This is a genomic window from Aquabacterium sp. G14 (genome assembly GCF_037482285.1).
Taxonomy (GTDB): Bacteria; Pseudomonadota; Gammaproteobacteria; order Burkholderiales; family Burkholderiaceae_C; genus Aquabacterium.
In genome coordinates, this window is the sequence record NZ_JBBEYB010000002.1 from 346764 (window position 1) to 368457 (window position 21694).

Annotated in this window: 18 protein-coding genes; 11 read left to right on the plus strand and 7 right to left on the minus strand. The window is 66.3% G+C overall.

Annotation, left to right across the window (positions count from 1 at the left end; all coding sequences use genetic code 11):
• Positions 1-8 precede the first annotated feature (8 nt).
• Together nadA and nadC are read left to right on the plus strand one after the other, a co-directional pair.
• Positions 9-1130, plus strand: a complete 1122-nt coding sequence (gene nadA / locus WIT60_RS03905) for a quinolinate synthase NadA (protein WP_339582629.1) — start codon at positions 9-11, stop codon at positions 1128-1130.
• Between the two features lie 43 nt (positions 1131-1173).
• Positions 1174-2082, plus strand: coding sequence for a carboxylating nicotinate-nucleotide diphosphorylase (gene nadC, locus WIT60_RS03910; protein ID WP_339582630.1), 909 nt, complete (start codon positions 1174-1176; stop codon positions 2080-2082).
• Between the two features lie 56 nt (positions 2083-2138).
• Here the strand turns inward: nadC and nadB are convergent, their stop codons facing one another.
• Both nadB and WIT60_RS03920 read right to left on the minus strand, forming a co-directional pair.
• Positions 2139-3773, minus strand: coding sequence for an L-aspartate oxidase (gene nadB, locus WIT60_RS03915; RefSeq protein ID WP_339582631.1), 1635 nt, complete (start codon positions 3771-3773; stop codon positions 2139-2141).
• Positions 3774-3853: 80 nt separating this feature from the next.
• Positions 3854-5446: an ArnT family glycosyltransferase gene (locus WIT60_RS03920; protein WP_339582632.1), complete on the minus strand. Its 1593-nt coding sequence runs from the start codon at positions 5444-5446 to the stop codon at positions 3854-3856.
• Between the two features lie 132 nt (positions 5447-5578).
• Between WIT60_RS03920 and ypfJ the strand changes: the two genes are divergently transcribed.
• Both ypfJ and WIT60_RS03930 read left to right on the plus strand, forming a co-directional pair.
• A complete protein-coding gene (ypfJ, locus tag WIT60_RS03925) occupies positions 5579-6451 on the plus strand; it encodes a KPN_02809 family neutral zinc metallopeptidase (protein WP_339582633.1) in 873 nt (290 codons plus the stop codon).
• A 40-nt stretch (positions 6452-6491) separates the two neighbouring features.
• Positions 6492-7469, plus strand: a complete 978-nt coding sequence (locus WIT60_RS03930; protein ID WP_339582634.1) for an NADPH:quinone oxidoreductase family protein — start codon at positions 6492-6494, stop codon at positions 7467-7469.
• Between the two features lie 18 nt (positions 7470-7487).
• Here WIT60_RS03930 and queG read toward each other — a convergent pair whose 3' ends face one another.
• Complete coding sequence (gene queG / locus WIT60_RS03935) at positions 7488-8600, minus strand: tRNA epoxyqueuosine(34) reductase QueG (protein WP_339582744.1); 1113 nt, start codon at positions 8598-8600, stop codon at positions 7488-7490.
• Positions 8601-8660: 60 nt separating this feature from the next.
• Here queG and tsaE point away from each other — a divergent pair, with 60 nt between their 5' ends.
• Both tsaE and WIT60_RS03945 read left to right on the plus strand, forming a co-directional pair.
• Positions 8661-9194, plus strand: coding sequence for a tRNA (adenosine(37)-N6)-threonylcarbamoyltransferase complex ATPase subunit type 1 TsaE (gene tsaE, locus WIT60_RS03940; RefSeq protein ID WP_445207640.1), 534 nt, complete (start codon positions 8661-8663; stop codon positions 9192-9194).
• Positions 9191-10747: an N-acetylmuramoyl-L-alanine amidase gene (locus WIT60_RS03945; RefSeq protein WP_339582636.1), complete on the plus strand. Its 1557-nt coding sequence runs from the start codon at positions 9191-9193 to the stop codon at positions 10745-10747. Before tsaE ends, WIT60_RS03945 begins: the two co-directional genes overlap by 4 nt.
• A gap of 63 nt (positions 10748-10810) precedes the next feature.
• Here the strand turns inward: WIT60_RS03945 and WIT60_RS03950 are convergent, their stop codons facing one another.
• Positions 10811-11461 (minus strand): DedA family protein, encoded by a 651-nt coding sequence (locus tag WIT60_RS03950; protein ID WP_339582637.1) that lies wholly within the window; start codon positions 11459-11461, stop codon positions 10811-10813.
• A 70-nt stretch (positions 11462-11531) separates the two neighbouring features.
• Between WIT60_RS03950 and mutL the strand changes: the two genes are divergently transcribed.
• The 5 genes from mutL to WIT60_RS03975 all read left to right on the plus strand — a co-directional run bounded on the left by mutL (position 11532) and on the right by WIT60_RS03975 (position 18193).
• Positions 11532-13601, plus strand: coding sequence for a DNA mismatch repair endonuclease MutL (gene mutL, locus WIT60_RS03955; protein WP_339582638.1), 2070 nt, complete (start codon positions 11532-11534; stop codon positions 13599-13601).
• 20 nt (positions 13602-13621) lie between these two features.
• Entirely contained in the window at positions 13622-15046 is a 1425-nt protein-coding gene (locus tag WIT60_RS03960; protein WP_339582639.1) for a pseudouridine synthase, read from the plus strand.
• Entirely contained in the window at positions 15033-16325 is a 1293-nt protein-coding gene (locus WIT60_RS03965; protein ID WP_339582640.1) for a multidrug effflux MFS transporter, read from the plus strand. The genes WIT60_RS03960 and WIT60_RS03965 overlap by 14 nt, the downstream gene beginning before the upstream one ends.
• Positions 16322-17284, plus strand: a complete 963-nt coding sequence (gene miaA, locus WIT60_RS03970; protein WP_339582641.1) for a tRNA (adenosine(37)-N6)-dimethylallyltransferase MiaA — start codon at positions 16322-16324, stop codon at positions 17282-17284. Before WIT60_RS03965 ends, miaA begins: the two co-directional genes overlap by 4 nt.
• Positions 17285-17419: 135 nt before the next feature.
• Positions 17420-18193 carry an oxygen-binding di-iron domain-containing protein gene (locus WIT60_RS03975; protein ID WP_339582642.1) on the plus strand — a complete coding sequence of 258 codons (774 nt, stop codon included), beginning with the start codon at positions 17420-17422 and terminating at the stop codon, positions 18191-18193.
• 100 nt (positions 18194-18293) lie between these two features.
• On the opposite strand, the gene WIT60_RS03980 is transcribed toward WIT60_RS03975, so the two are convergent.
• From WIT60_RS03980 to WIT60_RS03990, 3 genes are read right to left on the minus strand one after another with little or no spacing between them, the layout of a single operon-like run.
• Positions 18294-19865: a DHA2 family efflux MFS transporter permease subunit gene (locus WIT60_RS03980; protein ID WP_339582643.1), complete on the minus strand. Its 1572-nt coding sequence runs from the start codon at positions 19863-19865 to the stop codon at positions 18294-18296.
• Positions 19866-19867: 2 nt separating this feature from the next.
• Positions 19868-21115 (minus strand): HlyD family secretion protein, encoded by a 1248-nt coding sequence (locus WIT60_RS03985; protein WP_445207641.1) that lies wholly within the window; start codon positions 21113-21115, stop codon positions 19868-19870.
• Positions 21112-21660 carry a MarR family winged helix-turn-helix transcriptional regulator gene (locus WIT60_RS03990; protein WP_339582644.1) on the minus strand — a complete coding sequence of 183 codons (549 nt, stop codon included), beginning with the start codon at positions 21658-21660 and terminating at the stop codon, positions 21112-21114. Before WIT60_RS03990 ends, WIT60_RS03985 begins: the two co-directional genes overlap by 4 nt.
• Positions 21661-21694: the final 34 nt, after the last annotated feature.

Below are 21694 nucleotides of genomic sequence, written 5' to 3' on the forward strand. Positions count from 1 at the left end.
CAACGACCATGAACCCCACCGACACCGTTTCCTACGACTACGACCTGCAGGACGCCAGCGGCGCCACCTGCACGGCCCACGCCTGGGCCAAGGTGCCCGCCCCGCTGGCACCGGATGAGAAGGCACGCGTCAAGGCCCGCATCAAGGAGCTGCTCAAGGCGCAGAACGCCGTGCTGGTCGCCCACTACTACGTCGATGGCGACCTGCAAGACCTGGCCATGGAGACCGGTGGCTGCGTGTCGGACTCGCTGGAAATGGCCCGTTTCGGCCGTGACCATGCCGCCCAGACCCTGATCGTGGCCGGCGTGAAGTTCATGGGCGAGTCGTCCAAGATCCTGAGCCCCGGCAAGCGCGTGCTGATGCCCGACCTGGACGCCACCTGCTCCCTCGACCTGGGTTGCCCCGCCGAGGACTTCATCAAGTTCTGCGACGCCCACCCCGACCGCAAGGTGGTGGTGTACGCCAACACCAGCGCCGCGGTGAAGGCCCGCGCCGACTGGATGGTGACGAGCTCCTGCGCGCTGGCCATCGTCCAGCACCTCAAGGACCAGGGCGAAAAAATCCTGTGGGCGCCCGATCGCCATCTGGGCCACTACATCCAGAAGGAAACCGGCGCCGACATGCTGATGTGGAATGGCGCCTGCATCGTGCACGACGAGTTCAAGGGCCTGGAGCTGGACCTGCTCAAGAAGGACCACCCGAACGCCCTGGTGCTGGTGCACCCCGAATCGCCCGACAGCGTGGTGGCCCAGGCCGACGTGGTGGGCTCGACCTCGCAGCTGCTCAAGGCTGTGGTCGAGTCCGACGCGCCCGAGTTCATCGTCGCCACCGACAACGGCATCCTGCACCGCATGCGCCAACTGGCGCCCCACAAGGTGCTGCTGGAAGCCCCCACCTCGGGCAACAGCGCCACTTGCAAGAGCTGCGCCCACTGCCCCTGGATGGCCATGAACGCCCTGCAAGGCGTGCTGGACTGCCTGGAAAAGGGCACTGGCGAGATCACCGTGCCCGAAGACATCCGCGTCAAGGCCCATGGTTGCATCGACCGCATGCTCGACTTCGTGGCCAAGAACCCGGCTGCCATCACCAAGCCCGCCCAGGGCTTCGTGTCCAACATCGGCGCGGCCTGATTGCAGCCGCCGTCACTTGTCTTTTTGCCCATTGCGACTCCCCATGTTCGACCACAACGAAACCCTGCAAGAAGCCCGTGAGCGCAATGTGCGCGACGCCCTGTTCGAAGACGTGGGCGTGTGCGACTGGACGGCGCAGCTGGTGCCCGCCAACCAACGCGTGAAGGCACGCTTGCTGGTGCGCGAAGAAGCCGTGCTGTGCGGCCGTGACTGGTTCGAGGCCTGCCTGCTGAAGCTCGACCCCAGCGCCCGCATCCAGTGGGCCTACGAAGAAGGTGCCCTGATGGCCGCCAACACCGAGGTCTGCCTGATCGAAGCCGATGCCCGCGCCATGCTGACGGCCGAGCGCCCCGGCATCAACTTCCTGCAGACCTTGTCGGCCGTGGCCACCCTCACCCACCGTCACATGCAGGCCATCGAGGGCGCTTCGCCCAACCCGCGTGGCTGCGTGGTGCTCGACACCCGCAAGACCTTGCCTGGCCTGCGTCTGGCGCAAAAGTACGCCGTGCGCGTGGGTGGCGGCGCCAACCAGCGCCTGGCTTTGTACGACGGCATCCTGATCAAGGAAAACCACATTGCCGCCGCCGGCAGCGTGACCGCCGCCTTGAAGAACGCCCAAGCCCTGGTGGCCGCGCAAGCCTCGCCGCTGCGCGAGCAGATCACGATTCAGGTGGAAGTGGAAACGCTCGACCAGTTGCGTGAAGCCCTGGCCGCAGGTGCCGTGAGCGTGCTGCTGGACAACTTCAGCAACGAGATGATGCGCGAAGCCGTGCGCATCAACCAGGAGGTCGCTCAGGGTGCTGCGCTGCTCGAAGTCTCGGGCGGTGTGACCATGGACCAGCTGCGCGACATCGCCGCCACCGGCGTGGACCGCATCTCGATCGGCAAGCTGACCAAGGACGTCAAGGCCGTGGACTTCTCGCTGCGCGTGCTGGAACGCATCGGCGGCTGAGTCCGGCAAGCCCCATCGGCGGCGTCAAGCGCGGCCGATGAGGGCCATGCGCCCCCTCAAGGCAACCAGGCGTCCTTCTTCTTGGGCTTCTTGCTCAAGATGGTGGGGAAGCTCACCGGCAGCGTGCGCGGGTAGTCGCGGCTGAAGTGCAGGCCGCGACTTTCCTGACGCGACAAGGCCGAACGCACGATCAGTTCGGCGCAATCGACCAGGTTGCGCAACTCCAGCAGGTCGCGCGTGACGCGGAAGGCCGCGTAGTAATCGTCGATCTCGTGGCGCAGCAGCTTGATGCGGTGCAGTGCGCGCTCCAGGCGACGGGTCGTGCGCACGATGCCCACGTAGTTCCACATCACCAGGCGCAACTCGTCCCAGTTGTGGGCGATCACGACCTCTTCGTCGGCATCCGACACCTGGCTTTCGTCCCAGCCCGACACCTTGGGGGCGCTGGCCGGGATCTGTGCGGTGATGTCGTCGGCGCAAGTGCGGCCCAACACCACACACTCCAGCAGCGAGTTGCTGGCCAGGCGGTTGGCGCCGTGCAGGCCCGTGTAGGTGGTCTCGCCCACGGCATACAGACCCGGCAGGTCGGTGCGGCCATGCAGGTCGGTCACCACGCCACCGCAGGTGTAGTGCGCCGCTGGCACGACCGGAATCGGCTGCTTGGCAATGTCGATGCCCAGGGACAGGCAACGCGCGTGGATCGTGGGGAAGTGCTCCTTCAGGAAGTCCTCGCCCAGGTGGGTCGCATCCAGCCAGACATGGTCCAGGCCATGCTTCTTCATCTCGAAGTCAATGGCGCGGGCGACGATGTCACGGGGAGCCAGTTCGCCGCGCTCGTCGTGCTCAGGCATGAAGCGCGTGCCATCGGGCAAACGCAAGATGGCACCCTCGCCACGCAGCGCTTCGGTGATGAGGAAGCTGCGCTCTTGCGGGTGGTACAGGCAGGTCGGGTGGAACTGGATGAACTCCATGTTCGCCACGCGACAGCCGGCGCGCCAAGCCATGGCAATGCCGTCGCCGGTCGAGGTGTCGGGGTTGCTGGTGTAGCGGTACACCTTGCCCACACCGCCGGTGGCCAGCACCACCGCCGAGGCGACCAGGGTCTCCACGCGGTGGGTTTCGATGTCCAGGGCGTACACGCCGTGACAGCGCTGCGTCGCACCCGACTCCACCGCGTTCTTCTTCAGGTGGCGCTCGGTGATCAGGTCGATCGCCATCCACTTCTCACGCAAGGTGATGTTGGGATGACGCTTGACCTCGTCGAGCAGCACATCGTGAATGGCCTTACCGGTGGCATCGGCCGCGTGGGCGATGCGGCGCACCGCATGGCCGCCTTCGCGAGTCAGGTGCAGGCCCAGCGGACCGGCCGGATCGGGCGAGAACGGCACACCGCGTGCAACCAGCCACTCAATGGCTTCGGCACTGTGGCGTGCAATGAACTCGGCGGTGCGCTCGTCAACCAGGCCGCCGCCGGCTTCCTGGGTGTCGCGCACATGGGACTCGATGCTGTCGTCGCTGCCCAGCACGCCGACGATGCCACCCTGGGCCCAGGCCGTGGCAGCTTCGTGCATCTCGCGCTTGGCCAGCACGATCACGGGCTGCGTTTCTGCCAGGTGCAAGGCCACCGTCAAACCAGCCAGCCCCGCACCGACGATGACGACAGGCAGGGACGATTCAGACACAGCAGACATAGCGCTCACAATGGCCTCAGGGCAGAAGGAGAGCGACGATTCTACGCCCCCCGTTCAGGTGGTCTCGGGTCAAAAACCATTCAGGGCGTACAGCGATCGGCACCGCAATAACGTTGGCAGAAACTGCAGCCCCACACCGGCAACCACGACGGGAAGGCGTAGTAACGGCGGTTGACCTCGGCCATCACCTGCTCGCGGTAGGCTGCGTACGAGAAGTTGACGCCTTCCAAGGCGTAGAAGGTCGCCCCGTCTTGCTCAAAGGTCAGCAAGCGCACCGAGTCAAAGAAGCCCCGGTAATCGTCCGGCGACAGCTTGCGCGTGGCCATCACGCGGATGGTCTTGCCCTCCAGCGCCGCGTAATCCACGATCAGGTCATCTTGGCGCGCATGCTTGCCGCCGATGCCCAGCACCGGCACATGGTGACCCGCGGCATAGCCAAAGATCGAGGCCGCAGAGTAAGCATTCGACGCCAGCACCACACCGGGCACCTGCACCTGTTTGACCATCTCATCAGCGCGGGCCGCTTCGACGAACCGGTGGTAGTTCTTCTCGACCACCCGGACGTGTGATGACATGCGATGCCACTGGCTCAGATCAGATAGCGCGGCCCCCCCTGCGACCAGCAAGTGCAAGACCAGGAAGACGCCCAGGCCGCGCGCCGCCGTGCGCAAGGCTGAAGCCGGCAAAGCCCAGGTCCACATCACAAACAGGAAGGGATAGAAGCCCATGACCCAATGCAGGCCGATTTCCTTCTTGATCGCCAACACGCCAAACAGCGCCAGCGGAACCACCGCGGCGCACACCAGCAAGGCCTGGCCCTTCAGGCCCTCACGCCACGCGCTGCGATGGCGCCAGCCCAGCCACAACAACACCGGGCTGATCAGGTAGGCCATCATCACCAGGTACACCACGACGTTGGCGGGCGACGCCTCCGCCCCCTCGTTGCGGTTGAACAGGTTGAACATGATGTTGGTCCAGCAATGCTGGAGGTTCCACAGCACGTTCACCGCCACGGCCGGCAGGGCCGCCAACACGATCAGCACCAGCCCCCGCCAGCGGGCCCGCGCGCACAGCGCGAAGTACACGACAAAGGCCATCCCCAGCAGCACGGCGAAGTACTTGGACAAAAACGCCAGGCCCATGAAGAAACCGCTGAACGCATACAGCCCCCACGGCGAACGCCCCCGGTCAGCAGCCTGCTCAGCACGCACCAGGGAGGCGGTGGCCCAGGCGGCCCACAAGATCAACGGCGAGTCCGTGGCGATCAGGGCATTGAGCCAGTTCACCGGGGCCAGCCAGTACAGCAAGATGGCCCAGGCCGCCCGCTCGCGACTGACCGGCGACCACGCCCACCACAGCGCCCAGCCCACGCCCAAGGGCAAGAGCACCGCTGGCATCCGAATGGCCCATTCGGCATCCCCCAGCACCGCACGCATCCCGGCAATCCACCAGGCCACCATGGGCGGGTGGTCGTAATAGCCATAGTCCAGAAAGCGCGCCCACCAGTAGAACAGCGCTTCATCGCCCGTCAAGGGCATGACAGCGGCCATCCAGCCCCGCCAGGCGAGGGACGCCAAGGCCACCAGCCACAGCCAGCGGGTCGGCATGGACAGGCGGTCGGCACCTGTCGCAGAGGACGTGGCCGAGCGGTTGAAAACGGACAAAAACGACATGATCAGGGGGTGGGGCAAAAGAAAGTGCCGCAGTCGATCCGCAAGACGGAACCGGGCCCTGGATTCTAGGTGGCCGCTGCTACCATTTGGCGCAAGCGATGTGCCCCACGTCCATTCCGAAAGGACCGTCCCATGCGTTGGCAAGGCAACCGAGAAAGCGACAACGTCGAAGACGTCCGTGATGGTGGCGGGCGCCCGTCCGGCATCGGGCTCGGCGGCGGCAAGCTGGGCCTGGGCGGCGTGGTGATCGCCTTGGTGGCCAGCTACTTTCTGGGCATCAACCCCATGACGGTGCTCAACCTGCTGGGTGGTGGCGACGCCCCGACCGTCAACGCCCCCGGTCCCAACACCCCACCGGCCAATGACGAAGCCACCCGCTTCGTGCGCACCGTGCTGGCGGACACCGAAGACGTCTGGCGCGTGCTGTTTCAGCAAGCGGGCGGTCAATACCAGGACCCCAAGCTGGTGCTGTTTCGCGGCGCCGTCCCCACGGCCTGCGGCACCGGCCAGTCGGCCATGGGCCCCTTTTACTGCCCGGGCGACAACAAGGTCTATCTGGACTTGGACTTTTTCGACGTGATGCGTGAGCGCCTGGGCGCCCCGGGCGACTTCGCCCAAGCCTATGTGATCGCGCACGAGGTGGGTCACCATGTGCAGAACCTGGTCGGCACCTCGGCCAAGATGGACCAGATGCGCCAGCGCCTGAGCGAGACCCAGTACAACGCCATGAGCGTGCGACTGGAGCTGCAAGCCGACTGCTACGCCGGCGTATGGGCCCACCACGCGCAAAACAGCCGCCAGATCATCGAAGCCGGTGATGTGGAAGAGGCCCTGAATGCGGCCGCCCAGATTGGCGACGACACCCTGCAACGCAAAAGTGGGGGTGCCGTGTCCCCCGAAAGCTTCACACACGGCACCAGCCAGCAGCGCATGACCTGGTTCAAGCGCGGCATGGACACCGGCGACATCCGCCAGTGCAACACCTTTGACAAGAACGCCCTGTGACCCAGTTCAGGGCTCAACGACCCTCGGAGACATTTTCAACATGCAAGCCTGGATCTGCAACGAACTGAGCGGCCCTGATGCCCTGACCTGGCAAGACGCCCCCACCCCCGAGCCCGGACCGGGCGAGGTGCGCGTGGCCATCAAGGCCGCCAGCCTGAACTTCCCCGACCTGCTGATCGTGCAGGGCAAGTACCAGATGAAGCCGCCCCTGCCCTTCGTGCCGGGAGCCGAGTTTGCAGGCGTGGTCGAAGCCGTGGGCGATGGCGTCAAGCACCTGAGCGTGGGCAGCCACGTAGCCGGCTTCGGCGGCACAGGCGGTTTTGGCACACACACGATCTCGAAAGCCACGGTGCTGATGCCGCTGCCGCCAGCCTTCTCGTTTGAGGACGCCGCCGCCTTCCTGTGCACCTATGGCACCACCTACCACGGCCTGATGGACCGCGCTGCCTTGAAGGCAGGCGAGACCGTGCTGGTGCTGGGCGCCGCCGGGGGCGTGGGCACCGCCGCCATCCAGATCGCCAAGGCCGCGGGTGCCAAGGTGATCGCCGCGGCCTCGACCGACGAGAAGTGCGCGCTCTGCAAGGAACTGGGGGCCGACGCCACCATCAACTACAGCACGCAGAACCTGCGCGACGAGCTCAAGACCCTGACCGAAGGCAAGGGCCCGGACGTGATCTATGACCCGGTCGGCGGCGACCTGACCGAGCAGGCCTTCCGTTCCATCGGCTGGCGCGGCCGCCTGCTGGTGGTGGGCTTTGCCAATGGCGCCATCCCCTCGCTGCCACTGAACCTGACGCTGCTCAAGGGCGCCTCGGTCATGGGCGTGTTCTGGGGCGAGTTCGCCCGCCGCGAACCGCAAAACAACGCTGCGTGCCTGATGCAATTGGCTGCCTGGTACATGGAAGGCAAGATCAAGCCCGTCATCGAGCACAAGCTGCCGATGTCGCAGCTCAAGGAAGCCTTTGCGCTGATGGGCACCCGTCAGGTGCGCGGCAAGGTCGTGCTGGTCAACAGCTGAACCAGCGCTGATTGAGCGTCACTGCGGGGCGTGTTGCTGGGCCAAGGCCCAGTGCACATGCTCCGCCACCTGCGCCTGGGCCTCCCCCGTCACCGTGGGGGCTGCCAGCCAGGCTTGCAGGGCCTGCACCATCTGGGCACGCAAGCTGGCCTCGTCGGCCGTGAGTACGCGATCGCGCCAGGCGGCCAGCGCATTGCCCATCGCCACCGCGATGTTGCGCTGCCAGCGTGCATGACCAATGCGCCGGATCGGGCTGCCTTCGGTCAGGCGCAAGAAGGTGGCCTCGTCCCACCGCCACAGTTGCAGCAGCGTCGGATCGTTCAAGGCCGGGCGCACATCGAAATCGGGCACGCGGGCGCGCTGTGCGAACTTGTTCCACGGGCAGGCCAGCTGGCAGTCGTCACAGCCGTAGATGCGGTTGCCCATCAAGGGTCGCAGCTCAGCCGGGATCGGGCCATCGTGCTCGATGGTGAGGTAAGAGATGCAACGGCGTGCATCCACCTGACGCTCTCCCACGATGGCCTGGGTGGGGCACATGTCCATGCACGAACGGCAGGCGCCGCAGTGCGCCGTGACCGGCTCCGTCAACGGCAAGGGCACGTCCACATAGATCTCACCCAAAAAGAAAGTGGAGCCGGCCTCGCGCGACAGCAGCAAGGTGTGTTTGCCACGCCAGCCCACGCCACTTCGGCTGGCCAGTTCAACCTCCAGCACAGGGGCCGAATCGGTGAAGACGCGGTAGCCCAATGGCCCGATCAAAGCGGCCAGCTGATCGGCCAGCTTTTGCAGGCGCGCGCGCAGCACCTTGTGATAGTCCCGCCCGCGGGCGTACATCGACACGGCCGCGGCGTCGGGACGTTGCAAGCGCGCCCACTCCACCGCCTGCCAGCCCTCGGCGGCCACACTGGCGGGCAGGTAGTCCATGCGCGCCGTGATCACACGCACGGTGCCCGGCACCAGCTCGGCCGGACGCGCGCGCTTGAGGCCGTGGCTGGCCATGTAGCGCATCTCGCCGTGGAAACCACGCGCCAGCCAGGCCATCAAACCGGGCTCTGCACTTGACAAATCCACATCGGCTACGCCAATCTGAGAAAATCCCAACGTTGTCGCCCACTGGCGCAGTTGAGCCATGACCTCGGCAGGATCGGCCTGCAGGCGTGGCCCATTGGTCAAAGGTGACTGAAGTTCAGGATGCATGTGTCGATCGTAGCAAGTTCGCCCCCCTCCCCCGCCGACGCTTTCTTCTGGTCGGACGAAAGCGACTGCGGCGCCATGGCCCAGCGTCTGGCCGAGGGTCTGCGCCCCCTGCTCAGCCAAGGGGGCACGGTGTACATCGAGCTGCACGGCACGCTGGGCGCAGGCAAAACCACCTTCACGCGGCATCTGCTGCGGGCTCTGGGGGTCGAAGGTCGCATCAAGAGCCCCAGCTACGCGGTGGTCGAACCCCACGAAGCCCCAGGCGGCATCCAGATTCATCACTTTGACTTTTACCGCTTCAATGATCCGCAGGAATGGGAAGACGCAGGTTTCCGCGACCTGTTTGCCGCGCCCGGTCTGAAACTGGCCGAGTGGCCCGAGCAGGCCGCAGGCCTGTTGCCTCGCCCTGATCTGCGACTGCACCTCACTCCCGTCTCCGACACGCGCCGCGAAGTGCGCCTGGAAGCCCTCACCCCCACGGGCGAGACTTTGCGGATGGAGGCGATCAAGGGGATGACCCAACCATGAGTCAGAAACATCTCGCTCCGGTGTCCGCGTCCCGCCGCAAGCTGCTTCAGCAATCGCTGGGTGGCGCCGTGGTGCTGTGCCTGGGACCTCAGCAGCTGGCGTGGGGTGCCGACCTGGTGGCCGTGCGCGTGTGGCCGGCCGAGGCCTATACCCGCGTCACGCTGGAGTCTGACACGGCGCTCAACGCCAACTTCTTTGCGGTCGAGCATCCCAACCGTTTGGTCATCGACATCGAGGGCCTGGCCCTGAGTCCGCAGATCAAGGAGTTGGTCAGCAAGGTTCGCTCGGACGACCCCTTCATCGCCGGCGTGCGCGTGGGGCAGAACAAGCCCAATGTGGTTCGTCTGGTATTGGACCTGAAGCAGCAGACCAAACCTCAGGTGTTCGGCCTGGCGCCGGTGGCGGCCTACCAGCACCGACTGGTGTTTGACCTCTACCCCACGCTGGACGCCGACCCGATTCTGGCCTTGCAGCGCAGCCACGCCTTGACGCCCCCCGCGGCACCGGCAGCCCCCGGCAAACCAGCCATCGGTACCAGCCCTGGGGCCTACATGTCCGCTCCTGGCGCTGGCAACGTGCCGGGCACCGGCGCCGGGCCACAGCCCTCGGTGCCATCTGCGCCTCCCCTGGCCACAACCAAGCCCGAAGCCGGCAGTTCCGAACAGGCCGCTGCGGCCATGAACGACGCGCTTGACGAGTTCATTGGTTCTCTGCATGGCAAATCGCAAGACAAGGCCGTGGCCAAGGCCGCGCCACGCCCCGCTGAGAAAGCCGACAAGGCGGACAAGCCGGGCGTCGACCGTAAAACCACTGTGGCCACTGGCAACCCACGCGCCAGCGCGCAACGTCTGGTCATCGTGGCGCTGGACGCCGGCCATGGTGGCGAAGACCCCGGCGCCATCGGCCCCAGCGGGCTGTATGAAAAGAACGTGGTGCTGGCCGTGGCCCAAAAGTTGCGCAATCGCATCAATGCCACACCGGGCATGCGCGCCATGCTCACACGCGAGTCCGACTACTTTGTGCCCTTGCACGAGCGTGTCAACAAAGCCCGCCGCGTGCAGGCGGATCTGTTCGTCTCCATCCACGCCGACGCCTTCACCAACCCGCAGGCACGGGGTGCCTCGGTGTTCGTGCTGTCAGAGAACGGCGCCTCCAGCGCCTCGGCACGCTGGCTGGCCAAGAAGGAGAATGCCTCCGACCTGGTGGGCGGCGTGAACATCAAGGCCAAGGATGCCGCGATCATGCGCACCTTGCTCGACATGTCGACCACGGCGCAGATCAAGGACAGCCTCAAGCTGGGTTCGGCCGTGCTGGGTCACCTGGGCAAGGTCGGACGGCTACACAAACCCCGCGTTGAGCAGGCAGGCTTTGCCGTGCTCAAGGCCCCGGACATCCCCTCCATCCTGGTGGAAACGGGCTTCATCACCAATCCGGAAGAAGAGTCCAAACTCAAGGACGACAGCTATCAGGATCAGCTGGCCGAGGCCCTGATGGCCGGCATTGCCCGCTACTTCGAGAAGAACCCGCCCCTGGCTCGCGGCAACGCCATGTGATACGTGGGAGGCCCGAAAACGCACAACGGCCCTTGCGGGCCGTTGTAATGGGTGGGCTGCGCGTCAGGCTGCCGTGCGGGCTTGGCGACTGGCCTTCCAGGCCCCGAACAGCGCAATCAAGCCCGGGATCAGGATCAGCGCCCAGATGATCTTGCTCAGGTGCTGCTGCACAAACGGCAGGTTACCGAACAGGTAGCCCACCGTGGTCAGTCCACACACCCAGATCAACGCGCCGATGACGTTGTAGGCGGTGAAGGTGGCACGGTTCATCTCGGCCACGCCGGCGACAAAGGGTGCGAAGGTGCGGATGAAAGGCATGAAGCGCGCGAGGATGATGGTGATGCCACCGTGCTTCTCGTAGAAGTTGTGGGCGGCGTCAAAGGCCTTGCGGTTGAACCAGCGTGAGTCCTCCCACTGGAACACCTTGGGCCCGATGTAGCGTCCGATCGTGTAGTTGAGTTGGTCGCCCGCAATGGCCGCCACCAGCAGCACCGCCATCGCCACCGGCAAGCTCATGGCGCCGGTGCCCGCGAGAGCCCCCACCATGAACAGCAGGGAATCACCCGGCAGAAAGGGCATCACCACCAGACCGGTTTCCACGAACACGATCAGGAACAGCAGGGCGTACACCCACATGCCGTAGGTCTGGACGAATTCGGCCAGGTGCTTGTCGACATGCAGGATGAAATCGATGAGAAAGTAGATGATTTCCATGGCGCCGGATTATCAGGGCGATTCGTGAGCCTCTCGGGGCCGACCACCCCCAGCCTCCTACAATACGGGGATGACGCAAGAGCCTGCCCGCGCCCCCTTGTCCGATGATGCGCAAGCCTCAGGAGTCGGTGAGGTGCGTCCTCGCCGCACCATCCGCGAACTGCCCGACGAACTGATCAGTCAGATCGCTGCCGGTGAGGTGGTCGAGCGCCCGGCCTCGGTCGTGCGCGAACTGGTGGACAACGCGCTGGACGCGGGTGCCAGCCAGATCACCGTCAAGCTGATGGCCGGCGGCATCCGCCAGATCCTCGTGGAAGACGATGGCTGCGGCATTCCGCTCGAAGAGCTGCCCCTGGCGCTGCGTCGCCATGCCACCTCCAAGATCCGCTCGCTGGAAGACCTGGAAAGCGTCGGCACCATGGGTTTTCGGGGTGAAGCTCTGGCGGCCATTGCCTCGGTGTCTGATGCCTCGATCTCCAGCCGGACGGGCGACGCCGCCCATGCGCACCGCCTGGATGCACGCTCCGGCGAGTTGAGCCCGGCGGCGCGCAGCGTGGGTACCAGCGTCGAGGTGCGCGAGCTGTTTTTCAGCACGCCGGCCCGACGTAAATTTTTGAAAAGTGAAGCCACCGAGCTGGCGCACTGCCTGGAATCGGTGCGCCGCCATGCCTTGTCACGTCCTGACGTGGGCTTCAGCGTGTGGCACGAAGGCAAGCTGGTCGAGCAATTGCGCCCCGGCAGTGCCAGCCAGCGCCTGCAAGACGTGCTGGGTGACACCTTCATCGAGACCAGCCGCGAGGTGGACCTGCAGATCGGCCCGATGCGCGTGCACGGCCGCGCCGGCCTGCCCGATGCCGCCCGCTCGCGCGCCGACTGGCAGTACTGCTATGTGAATGGCCGCTATGTGCGCGACAAGCTGATCTCGCACGGCGTGCGCTCGGCCTACGAAGACGTGTTGCATGGCTCGCGCCAGCCCACCTACGTGCTGTTCATCGAGATCGACCCTGAGCGTGTGGACGTGAACGTCCACCCGACCAAGATCGAAGTGCGCTTCCGCGATTCGCGCGAGGTGCACCAGGCGGTGCGCAAGGCGGTGGAAAGCGCCCTGGCCTTGTCACGCGCCGGTCAGGTGAAAGCCGATGCCTCGCATGTCACACCCATCGGTGCAGACGCCCCGGCCTCCGCCTCGACAGGCGCAACGGATACCTCGACCGCCGGCAACTCGGCGGACGCCGCAGCGCCCGCCGTGGCTTGGCCGACGCCGACCCACCAGCAGAACACCCTGCCCTGGACCCGAGTGCAAGACAGCGCGCCAGAGCGCCGCTGGGCGGGCTGGCCGACTGCCGCCGATCAGCCCTCTGCGCACACCGGCACCGGCGTCGACCCGTTCGCCAACCTGAACTTGCCTCGCGTGGTGGCAGCCAACACCGAGCTCAATGAGCCGACCGACGCGCTGCCGCCCTTGAGCGTGACGCACCCACCGGTGGCCACCACGCCGTCCGCCTTCGCGGTGGGCCTCAGCACCACGGAAGCCGACAAGCTGGACGACACGCACGAGTGGCCGTTGGGCCGCGCCATCGCGCAGGTTGGCGGCATTTATGTGCTGGCCGAAAACGCCAAGGGCCTGATCATCGTGGACATGCACGCCGCCCACGAACGTGTGGTCTACGAGCGCCTCAAGGCCCAGATGGCACACGAGCGGCTGGAAAGCCAGCCCCTGCTGATCCCGCTGGTGTTCGCCGCCACGCCGCAGGAAATGGCGACCGCCGAAACCCAGCGCGACGCCCTGCTGTCCCTTGGGCTGGACGTGGACGCCATCGGCCCCGGCAAGCTGGCCATCCGCGCCACGCCCATGGCCCTGGCGCAGGCCGATGGCATCGACCTGGCACGCTCGGTCCTGGCCGAACTGGCCCAGCTCGACGCCAGCAACGTGATCCAGCGTGCCCAGCATGAACTGCTGGCCACCATGGCCTGCCACGGCGCCGTGCGCGCCAACCGCAAGCTCACCCTCACTGAAATGAACGCGCTGCTGCGCGACATGGAAGCCACGGAGCGGGCCGACCAGTGCAACCACGGTCGCCCCACCTGGCGCCAGCTCACCCTGCGCGACCTTGACGCGCTTTTCCTGCGCGGCCGCTGACGCTCAGGCAGGAACCGAACATGACCGAACGTAAAAAACTGACCCTGCGCAAGCCTGCTGCAGCCGACACCCCTGCCACGGGCCCTGACTACCGCAAGCCGCCCGTGCGTGGGACCGCTCCGCGCAAGCGCATGTCGGCCGCCGAGGCCGCGCAAGCCCGCGAAGAAGCCGCTGCCCGCCCACGTCGCTCGGCACCGGCAGAGCCCTTCCAGGGCCGCGACGAACGTGGGCCGCGTGACGATCGCCGTGCCCGCCCCCACAACCCCGAGCGCGCGCCCTATGGCGACCGCCCCCGTCAAGGCGATGCACCGCGCGGCGAATGGTCCAACCGCCCGGCCCGTGACGACCGTGGTGTGCGCGATGACCGTGCTGCGCGTGATGATCGCCGCCCCCAACGTCCTGGCGAAGCCCGCCACGAGCGCCCGGGTGAGCGCCGAGACGACCGACGCGACGACCGCTTCGAAGGCCGCCGTGACGAGCGCGCACCGCAGCGCTCATCGGCCCCACGGCGCGAGGACGGTCGCCCCGACAGCCGCTATGAGCGTCGCGATGACCGCCGCGCCATGGGCCACGACGACCGCCCCCGCCGACCGGATGCACGCCCTGACACGCGTCAGGACACGCGCCCGACTCAGCCCACGCGCGCCCCAGCGCCCGCCCCCGTTGCCGAGGTCGATCACGACGGCCGCGTGCGCCTGTCCAAGCTGATGAGTGAGCGGGGCCTGGCCTCGCGCCGCGAAGCCGACGAGTGGATCGAGCACGGCTGGGTCCGCGTCAACGGCGAGGTGGTGGCCGAACTGGGCACCCGCGTCGATCCCGACGTCACGATCACCATCGACCCGCTGGCCCGCACCCAGCAGGCCGAGCGCGTCACCATCTTGCTGCACAAGCCCATCGGCTACGTCAGCGGTCAGGCCGAAGACGGCTACGAGCCCGCTGTCGTCCTGATCACGCCCGAGAACCGCTGGGCAGATGACCGCATGCCGATCAAGCTGACGCGTGGTCACCTCAAGCACCTGGCACCCTGCGGCCGCCTCGACATCGACTCCACCGGCCTGCTGGTGCTCTCGCAAGACGGGCGCATCGCCAAGCACCTGATCGGTGAAGATTCGGGCGTGGAGAAGGAATACCTGGTGCGCGTGGAGTACATGCCCGCGCCCGGCGCCGAGAACGTCTCGGCCGTGGTGCCGCCCGAAGCCATCGAACGCCTGCGCTTTGGCCTGGAACTGGATGGTCGCCAACTGCGCCCGGCCCAGGTCTCGTGGCAAAACGAGCAGCAGCTGCGTTTCGTGCTGCGCGAAGGCCGCAAGCGCCAGATCAGGCGCATGTGCGAACAGGTCGGCCTGAAGGTGGTGGGCCTCAAGCGCGTGCGCATGGGCAGCGTGACCCTCGGCAAGCTGCCCTTGGGCCAATGGCGTTTCCTGCGTCCGGATGAGCGCTTCTGATCGCAGCGTGGGCTCGGAGCCCACGGCGTCTGACGCCACGGCATCACCTGCCGTGCCTGCCTGGGTGGCCGTGATGGCGGTGGGCCTGTTGACAGGCTTGCAGCCGCTCAGCACAGACATGTACCTGCCGGCCCTGCCGGAAATGCAGCGCGCCCTGTCACTGACCTCCCCCCAGGTGCAGTGGACCTTGTCGGTGTTGATCATGGCCTTCGGCGCTGGACAACTGGTGTGGGGCCCGGTGGCTGACCGTATCGGCCGTCAGCCCGTGCTGCGCTGGGGGCTGGGCCTGTACGCCCTGGCCAGCGCCGCGGCCACGCTGGCACCAGACCTCAGCATCGTGCTGCTGGCACGCATCGCCCAAGGCGCCAGCCTCTCGGCCGCGGTGGTGTGCGGCCGCGCCATGATCCGCGACCTGTACCAACCCGAAGAAGGCGCCAAAGTGATGACCAAGGGCATGGGGCTGCTGGGCGTGCTCGCCTTGCTGGGCCCTGTCGTGGGTGCTGTGGCGGCCACCTTGGGTGGCTGGCGAGCCACCATGGCCTTGCTCTTGCTGTTCTCCAGCCTGATCCTGCTGTTCATCTGGCGCCACCTGCCCGAGACCTTGCCGGCGCACCGGCGTCAACCTGCGCAATCGTGGCTCACACTGGTGAGCCAATGGTGGCGGATTTCCAAGCACCCCACCTTCCGCGCCCACACCCTGCTCACCTCGTCCACCTACGGCGGACTGTACGTGTACCTGGCCTTGTCCGCCTTCGCTTTCATCGATGTGCTGCACACCAGCCGCACCACCTACGGCGTCTTCATGGCCACCTTGTCGCTGGCCTACCTGGGTGGCACCTTCGTGTGCCGACGCGCCCTGCACCGCATCGGCTTGATCCGCACCATCCGCATCGGCGGCTGGCTGTCGTTGTCGGGCGGCATCGGCATTGCCCTCGTCGCCGGGGCCCAGTTTTTGCTGGGCTGGACCGTGCATCCGGTGGCCTTGCTGCCCGGCATGTGGCTGTACGCGGTGGGCCACGGCATTCACCAACCCTGCGGTCAGGCTGGGGTGGTCGCGGCCTTCCCCAAACAGGCCGGCGCCGCCTCGGCGCTGTCCGGCTTCATCCTGGCCAGCACGGCCTTTGTGGTGGGCGCGCTGCTGTCATGGTGGACCTCGCTGCCCGGCTGGGCTGGCACGCTCTACCCCATGACACTGGGCATGGGCCTGGGCGGCGTGTGCACCGCCTGGGTGGCATTGCGCCGAGTGCAACGTGACGGCCTGCCCCGGAGACACACATGAGTCATGACCAGCCACCTCACCCACCCACCTGGATCCTGGCCGGCCCCACCGCCTGCGGCAAAACCGCGGCGGCCCTGGCGCTGGCCCGCGAGATCGAGCTGGAGATCATCAGCGTCGATTCAGCCCTGATCTACCGGGGCATGGACATTGGCACCGCCAAGCCCACGGCCGACGAACTCGCCCAGGTGCCCCACCACCTCATCGACATCCTCGACCCGACCGAGAGCTACAGCGCCGCACGCTTTGTGCAGGACACGCACCGCCTGATGGGCGAGATACGTGCCCGCGGGCGCACCCCGCTGCTGGTGGGCGGCACGATGCTTTACATCAAGGCCTTGCTGGAAGGCTTGGATGAACTGCCGCCCGCCGACCCGGTGATCCGCGCGCAACTCGATGCCCAGATGGCCGTGCGCGGCAGCGCCGCGCTGCACGCCGAACTGGCTCTGGTTGACCCGATCACCGCCGCCCGTCTGGCACCGGGCGACACGCAACGCATCCAGCGCGCGCTGGAGGTGTGGCACAGCAGCGGTCGCCCGCTGTCGGCCTTCCACACCCGCGGCAGCGAGCAGACGCCCGTGCACGATGCGATTCTGGTTTCGCTGGAGCCCAACGACCGTGCCTGGCTGCACCAGCGCATCGCGCTGCGCTTCGAGCAGATGATGGCCGCTGGCTTCATCGACGAGGTCAAGCGCCTGCGTCAGCGTCCCGATCTGCATGTGGGCCTGCCCTCGATCCGCTGCGTGGGCTACCGACAGGTGTGGGAGGCGCTGGATGCGGGCCTCGATCTTGATCGGCCCGCCGTGCTGCGCGATGTCATGGACAAGGGCATTGCCGCCACGCGGCAACTGGCCAAGCGCCAGATCACGTGGCTGCGCAGCATGCCGCAACGGCATGTGGTGCCCTGCGATGTCGGCGACCCCTTGCCAGCCATTCGACAAGCTCTGCACCTCAGCCGGTGAGGCGTGTGGGTGAGGCTGCATCGTGCACGCAACACCTGGCCTTCATGATTTCGGTCAATTCCAGTAGTTTTGATCTGAGTTAACTCCGTTGACGCAAGATCGTCCTACCCTGGCAATTCTTGATCGAGATTCAACATGCCTCACGAACTATTCCGTCACAAGGGCCACGTGTGCCTGATGTTCTCCGACCTCAGCATGGAGGGCGGTGAGGCTGTTCAAGCCAACCAGTTTCTGATCGTCAACGACGACACCGGCGCCATCATCGACCCGGGTGGCAACCTGGCCTACAGCGAGCTGTACCTGGGCATGACCAAGTACTTCCCGCCCTCGCGCCTGTCGGCCATCATCGCCTCGCACGCAGACCCGGACATCATCGCCTCGCTCGACCGCTGGATGACGGCCACGCCCGACGCCAAGCTGTATGTCTCGACCCTGTGGGAGCGCTTCGTGCCCCACTTCTGCAAGCCGGGCAAGACGCTGGGCCGCGTGGTAGGCATCCCTGATCCGGGCATGCACATCCAAATCGGCAACTGCGAGTTGATCGCCCTGCCGGCGCACTTCATGCACGCCGAAGGCAACTTCCAGTTCTACGATCCGATCAGCAAGATCCTGTTCTCGGGTGACCTGGGGGTGAACTTCCTGGGCAAGAACAAGGCGTCGGACTACATCACCTCGCTGTCCCCGCTGCCCAATGGCATGGAAGCCTTCCACCGCCGCTACATGGTGTCGGGCAAGATCCTGCGTTTCTGGGCTCGCATGGTGCGCCAGATGGACATCCAGATGATCGTGCCGCAGCACGGCGCCCCGATGGCCGGCCCCGCCGTCAAGGAGTTCATCGATTGGGTCGAAGGCCTGTCGTGCGGCATCGACCTGATGACCGACGCCAACTACACCGTGCCGGGCGTCTGATCTCGTCGCCCGCACAGGCCACCCTGGCCGCCACAACCAAACGCCCCGAGGGGCGTTTTTTCATGGGCGGCGCAACAAGCGGCCACACGTGGGGAGCACCTCAGTGCGCCCCACCCGCGTCCGACGGCCCTGCCATTCGAGGCCGAGGGCGACTGGCCATCCACACCAGCGGAATCAGACACACGAACAGCACGGCCGAAGCCAGGAACACGTCGTTGGCCGAGCGCGTGAAGGCCTGCTGGTCAATCAGGCGCGTGACCTGCGCGGCTGCCTGCTCAAAGCTCAAGCCCTGAGCCATCAAGGTATCGAATGCGCTCATCGCTCCCGGGTCGGTGCGGGTGATGTGCTCGGTGAGATGCGCGTGGTGCATCGTGGCGCGGTCGTCCCACAAGGTGGTCACCACCGAGGTGCCCATGGCGCCTGCCGTGATGCGTACGAAGTTGCTCAGGCCCGATGCCGACGGAATCCGATCCGGTGACAAGCCCGACAAGGTGATGGCACTCAACGGAATGAAGAAGCAGGCCAGCGCCGCGCCCTGGATGATGGTCGGCACCATGATGGTGTCGAAGTCGGCCAGGGTGTTGAAGCGCGAGCGCATCCACAGCACCAGTGCAAAGACCAGGAACGACACGGTGGCCATCTTGCGCGGATCGACCTTGGCCACGTTCTTGCCCACAATCGGCGACAGCAAGATGGCTAGCAGGCCCACCGGTGCAATGGCCATGCCGGCTGCCGAGGCGGTGTAGCTCATGTACTGCTGCAGCCACAGCGGCAACAGAACCACGTTGCCAAAGAACAGGCCGTAGCCCACCGACAGCGCCAGCGCCCCCACCGCGAAGTTGCGGGTGGCAAACAGGCGCAACTCCACCACCGGGTGCTCGGCCGTCAGCTCCCAGGCCAGAAACGCCAGAAAGCTCACCAGCGCCACCAGGCCCAGGATGACGATCTGCGAGCTTTCGAACCACTCCAGCTCCTTGCCCTTGTCAAGCATGAGCTGCAACGCCCCCACCCACAACACCAGCAGGGCCAGCCCCACGGTGTCGATGGGCAATTTGCGGGTGGGCGTTTCGCGCTGGGCGTAGATGCGCCACGTGACCAGGGCCGCGCCCAGCCCCACCGGCACGTTGATGTAGAAGATCCAGGGCCAGGACACGTTGTCGGTGATCCAGCCCCCTAACAAAGGCCCGGTGACAGGCGCCACCAGTGTCGTCATGGCCCATAAAGCCAGCGCCGTCCCCGCCTTGGCCGGTGGATAGCTCTGCAACAACAAGGTCTGCGACAGCGGGATCATCGGCCCCGCCACCAGACCTTGCAGCACCCGGAACGCAATCAGCCATTCCAATGACGGCGCAAAGCCGCACAGCCAGGATGCCAACACGAACAACAACACACTGGCCGTGAACAGGCGCACCGCACCGAATCGCTGCGTGAGCCACCCGGTCAGCGGCACCGAAATCGCATTGGCCACCCCGAAGCTGGTGATGACCCAGGTGCCCTGCGTGGGGCTCACGCCCAGGTCACCGGCAATCGCAGGCAAGGACACGTTCGCGATCGACGAGTCCAGCACGTTCATGAACGTGGCCAGTGACAGGGCCAAGGTGCCCAGGGCCAGAGACCGGCCGGTGAGCGGTGGGTGCGCCATCGGTGGCGCGGCCGGGCTGGGCTGAGACATGCTCAGACGCCCGTTGCGGCGGCCTGCTGGGGCGTGCCGCTGCGTGCCCCCATGTTGGCCGCGATGATGTGGGCCACGCGGGCGTCGGCATCGGCTTGCAGGTTGTCAAACACGGTCGTGCTGCGCTCGGCACCGGCGCGTGGCGCCTGGGCCAGCATCGGGCCATCTTGCTGGCTCACATCCACTTCCACCTGCATCGACAGGCCCACCCGCAAAGGATGTGTCTTGACCTCTTCAGGCTTCAGCGCCACCCGCACCGGCACGCGCTGCACCACCTTGATCCAGTTGCCCGTGGCGTTCTGCGCCGGCAGCAGCGAGAACGCCGCCCCCGTGCCCGCGCCCAGGCCCACCACGATGCCGTGGTACACCACCTTGCGCCCATACACATCGGCCGTCAGCGTGGCGGGCTGACCCATGCGCAGGCGCTGCAACTGGCTTTCCTTGAAGTTGGCGTCCACCCAGGCCTGGTCCAGTGTCACCACCGACATCATGGGCGCACCGGCCTGCACACGCTGGCCCAACTGCACACTGCGCTTGGCCACATAGCCATCCACGGGCGAGCGCAGCGTCACGCGCTGCAAGGCCAGGTAAGCCTCTCGCACCCGCGAGGCAGCGCGCGCCACGTTCGGGTGCGCCGACACCGAGGTGCCCTCGGTCAAGGTCTGGTTGGCGCTGAGTTGCTGACGCGATGCCGCCAGCGCCGACTCGGCCGCAGCCACCGCGCTGCGGGCCGATGCCAGCTGCGAGGTGGCATGGTCGTACTCTTCCTTGCCAATGGCACGGCTGGCCCACAAGGGCTCACGGCGCTTGACATCGTCTTGCGCACGCACCACGTCGTTGCGGGCCTTGCTCAGTTCGGCCTCACGCAAAGCAATCTGGGCCGACAAGGTGGCGTTGTTGGCAAACAGGGTGCGCACCTCGCGCACCGTCTGTGCCAGTTGCGCCTCGGCCTGGTCGAGGGCCACCTGAGCATCGGCCGCGTCCAGCTTCACCAGCACCTGCCCAGCCTGCACGCGGTCGGTGTCATCGGCCCCAATGCTCAGCACCGTGCCGCCCACCTGCGGCGTCAGCTGCACGATGTTGGCCTGTACATAGGCGTTGTCGGTGTGTTCGTAGTGGCTGGCAAACAGGCCGTAGTAAGCCCCGTAAGCCACCCCGCCCACCAGCACCGCCACGGCAATGGCCTTCAGGGCCTTCTTGCGCCGGACCTGCGGTGCGGCCACAGAAGATGTGGAATCGGTAGGGCTCATGAAGGTTCTCCGGGGGACGCAGGACATGCGTACGAGGTGGACGACAGGGGCGTCTGCGCCTGCAAGGTTTCGGCGTTGCCCGCCACGCGGCGCAGCAGCGTCATGAAGGTCTGCCACTCGTCGTGGCTGAAACCGGTCAGCAATTCGTTCGAGATCTCACACAGCAGTTGCGGCACGGGCGCCGTGGCGGCCTCCCCCGCTGGCGTGAGCGACAGGTGAACCACGCGCCGGTCTTCGGTGGAGCGCTCGCGGCGGCACAGGCCCTTGGCCTCCAGCCGGTCCAGCGTGCGTGTCATGGCGCCGGGGTCGGTGCGCAGTTCGCGCGCCAGCGTGGCCAAGGTGGGGTGTTCCAGGCGCTGGATCAGGTACAGCGGGGCCCATTGGGCATAGGTCAGATCGCCCACTTCCAGACGGCGGTCCAGCTGGTTGACCACCACCTGCATGATGCGGCGCATCAGGTAGCCGGGGCTGTCTTCACGGACAAAGGTGCCCAGACGGTAAAAGTCGGGGCGCTCGGGCTGGGGCGTTTCGGTGTCTTCAGACATGCCCTTCAATTTATTTGCCTAAGCAACCATTGTC